The following is a 3426-nucleotide window of genomic DNA, read 5'->3' on the forward strand; positions in this document are numbered from 1 at the left end:
TAGGCGCGGTCAGGCCCGCTGCCGCTCGAACAGCTCGACGGCCGCCATGACCGAGAAACACACGAAGAAGACGGGCTCCACGAAGGCGCCCAGCCGGACGGTGAGGTAGGACACGGCGAGCAGCGGGTAGGCCACCACCAGCACCCAGCCGATCCCCCTGACGACCCGACCGACCGGGTCGCGCTGCGCCGCCGTCCGACGCCGTGCCGCCAGGACGGCCAGCGTGGCGCTGGCGAACTCCACGATGCCGGCCAGGATGTGGACGTAGTGCGGCCAAGGCAGCTGGAGATGCCACTCGGCGGCGCGACAGGCCGCGCTGGCCCCCTCCGGGCACTGGTAGGGGAACTTGCCGCCGACCGCGCCGGCGACCGCGAACGTCACGAGCAGCGGCCACTCCGGGCGCGCGCCAGCGGGTCCGTTGCGTCCGCGCAGCACCAGGGCGGCGACCATCAGCAGGCCCGCCGCCACGTCAAGGTTGCTGAGCAGCTCGGCGTGCGGCTGGCCCACCGCCGCGAGGTCGCTGAAGAACCCGTTCGGGCTGGTCAGCAGGTGGGTGCCCAGCAGGACGCCGACCCACCAGTTGTAGCTGGCGAGGCTCGCTACGCCGAGGACCCGGCTCACGACGATCCGCGCAGTGCCGACCCGGTGGTCGTGCGTCGCGGCACCGCCCTCGAGCGAGGAGTCAACGCTCACTCAACCAGTCTTAGTCCGTCGGCGGCCGGCTGCCAGGCCCCACGGTCACGCCGCTCGAGCCGCCCGCCGCTGGTGGACACGCCAGACCAGGAAGGTCACCATCCCGGTGATCATCGGCGGGAAGTAGGTCCCCGCGCGCCACAGCAGGGTGGCGGCCAGCGCGTCGTCGTTGGTGGCGCCGAAGGAGACCAGGAGTGTGCTCAGCGCCAGGTCGACGGTGCCGAGGCCGCCCGGCGTCAGCGGGATGAACGACGCGATGCGGGCGAGGGAGAAGGCCGCCAGGCTCTGCGACCAGGTGACCTGGTCGACGCTCCCGACCTCGACCGCGCGCAGTCCGACGAAGAGCACCAGCCACGAGGTCAGCTGCATGGCCAGGTTGGACACCGTGATGAGCACCCAGCGGCCGGTCACGACCTCGACGCTGCTGGCCCGGAACGACAGCAGCGGCGCAACCAGGTCGAGCTCGGCGCTGCGCCGGAACACTCGCACCACCGGTCCCACCACGCGCTCGGCGAGGTGCCCCACCTTCCGCGCTCCGCTCTCGCTTCGAAGGACGAGGGCGAGCACGCCGACGATCACCGCGATGACGACGACGCCGAGGACGGCCAGCCAGGCTGCCCGGGCGTCGGCCACCCCCGACACCGCGAGGGCCAGTACACCGACCACGGGCAGCGCGAGCGTGATGAGGATGTTCCAGGTGCTGGTGACCGCGATCACGCTGCTCGCCAGACCGCCCGGAACGCCGTAGGTGGCCAGCATCCGGTACTGCAGGCCGACACTGATCGCACCACCGACGCCGGGGATGCCGTTGCTCACGCTGAACCCGGTCTGCCGGACGACGAACGACCGGCCGTACCGCAGCAGCCGCGAGGCAGCCGGGAACGGCCAGGCGTACACGAGCAGGTTGAGCAGCGTGGCCAGCAGGAGCGCGACAACGGCGCCCGCGGACATCGCCTGGATCGCCGCCCACGCGGCGTCGTAGTCGGCGAACTGCGGGAAGATCACCAAGAAGACGATCACCAGCGTGGCCAGGGTCAGGACCCCGGACACCACCGACTTCACCACCTTGGAGCGGCGGCTCGCGGCCTTCTTCGGTGCGCTGCCGACCTCGGCCGGTGTCCCCTCCGAGGTTGGCTCAGTCACTCGGCCAGTCTGGCGGAAGCCCGACGGCATCTCGCAGAACTTCGGGAGTCCGGGCTCGTCGAGACGTCCGCGCACGAACCGGTCATCCCCACCGAGCGCGGACACTGCCAGTCCGGAAGCCCTGGGCCCGGGCCAAGGCCCGCCTCGGCTCCGCTTCGTCGGCGCAATCGAGCTGCTGGCCGTCGCGGGTTCGGGTCGGCGACCACCTCATCGTCTACGGGGTCGAAGACGGCCGTCTCATCGGGCTCGTCTTCCGCGTCGCGCATCGGCGAGGCCCACGACTGGCGGCCCACGACTGCCGGATCGGACGTTCCCACGACTGCCGGATCGGACGTTGAAGCGGAAGCCCTCCCCCGTGTCCCCGGGTGTCCTTTGGTGACCACTGGAACGCGCTGACGCGAAGATTCGCGGTGCGCTGTACAAATTGCATAAGAAACACGTCGAGCGCCGTGAATCTTCGCGCACCACGGTGCGCCGGAGGCGCCGCGTTGCTGACCTGCGGCGATGCGTCGGAGACCACTGGTGCCGCGGGGTGGTGCTTGAACTTCTTGCGGACTGACTGTGGACTAACTGCGGACTGAGGCCGCCTTCGGGCGGGACCAACTGCGGGATCGGCTCCGCGGTCAGTGGGACCGATGCTCGGGTCGAATCTCAGGCTCGGTTTCGACCTTGCCGCGCCAGCCGCAGGGCCTCGCGAATCTCGTCAGGATCCTCGTCGTACAGGCCCATCGACTCGGCGTCGGCGACCATCTCGTCCATTGCAGCCTCGCGGACTCTGACGCCTGGTCCGACCACGTCGGGTCGGCTCGGCTGCGTGTGGTCGCTCATCTTGTCATGGTGACACCCGAGGGGGACTCGACAACAGCGGGTTCAGGCCTGACGTAGACCTTTGGCGATGCTCTCAGCCCGGACGATCGTCCGGTCGTCGCGGCCTGGCGCAGCGACGAAGCCAAACCGTGAGTACAGCGCACGACCCCGGTCAGTCGCCGTATCCACGACGATCTCTCGTACAGCCGGACCCGACTCGCTGGCGTCGATGACCCAAGTGAGCGCGTCGGCCAGCAGGACTCCGCCAAGGCGCCTCCCGTGCAGCGAAAGGTCGAGCGCGAGCTTCCCAAGGAGTGCGGCCGGAACGGGGTCGGGGACACCTCGGCTGATCCGGCTCGGCGCCTCCGCTCTGGGCACCGCGTGGGCGCTCAGCGAGAAACACGCGACGACCTCGCGGCCACCATCAGCGACCCAGACGAACGTCTGAGCCACGCGCACGAGCAGCCGTGGCAGCGTGGTCGCGCAGCCAGACGTCGAGTCGGCCTCCCGTCGCTGGGCCTTGGTCAGACCCTGATCTTTCAGCCCGGCTCGGTGGGGTGGGGTGTTGTGACACGAAAGTGCCCTTCTGGCAACGGATAATCGTGATTGCGAAGTCCCGATTGGTCCGTCAAGAAGGGCACCCTCGTGGTGAAGGATACCGGGGGTGTTGTTCGAGGTTCCTGATGTCGTGCTGGCGCGTCCGACACGAGGGGTCCCGGCCCCGGTGGTGTCGGCGTCGGCCGATGACGTGACGCCGGTGGCAGGGGTGGCCCTGTGGGGGCC

4 protein-coding genes are annotated in these 3426 nt (G+C 69.8%); all 4 read right to left on the reverse strand.

Going from position 1 to position 3426, the window contains the following annotated elements:
- Positions 1–9: 9 nt before the first annotated feature.
- The gene (locus VIM19_11950; GenBank protein HEY5185590.1) at positions 10–693 is read right to left on the reverse strand and encodes a DUF998 domain-containing protein; all 684 of its coding nucleotides are present in this window, start codon (positions 691–693) and stop codon (positions 10–12) included.
- Between the two features lie 45 nt (positions 694–738).
- Positions 739–1836 (reverse strand): flippase-like domain-containing protein, encoded by a 1098-nt coding sequence (locus VIM19_11955; GenBank protein ID HEY5185591.1) that lies wholly within the window; start codon positions 1834–1836, stop codon positions 739–741.
- Between the two features lie 651 nt (positions 1837–2487).
- Positions 2488–2664: a hypothetical protein gene (locus tag VIM19_11960; protein ID HEY5185592.1), complete on the reverse strand. Its 177-nt coding sequence runs from the start codon at positions 2662–2664 to the stop codon at positions 2488–2490.
- Positions 2665–2706: 42 nt separating this feature from the next.
- On the reverse strand, positions 2707–3102 hold the full coding sequence (locus VIM19_11965) for a GNAT family N-acetyltransferase (protein HEY5185593.1): 396 nt from the start codon (positions 3100–3102) through the stop codon (positions 2707–2709).
- Positions 3103–3426: the final 324 nt, after the last annotated feature.

Source organism: Actinomycetes bacterium (assembly GCA_036510875.1).
Classification (GTDB): Bacteria; Actinomycetota; Actinomycetes; order Prado026; family Prado026; genus DATCDE01.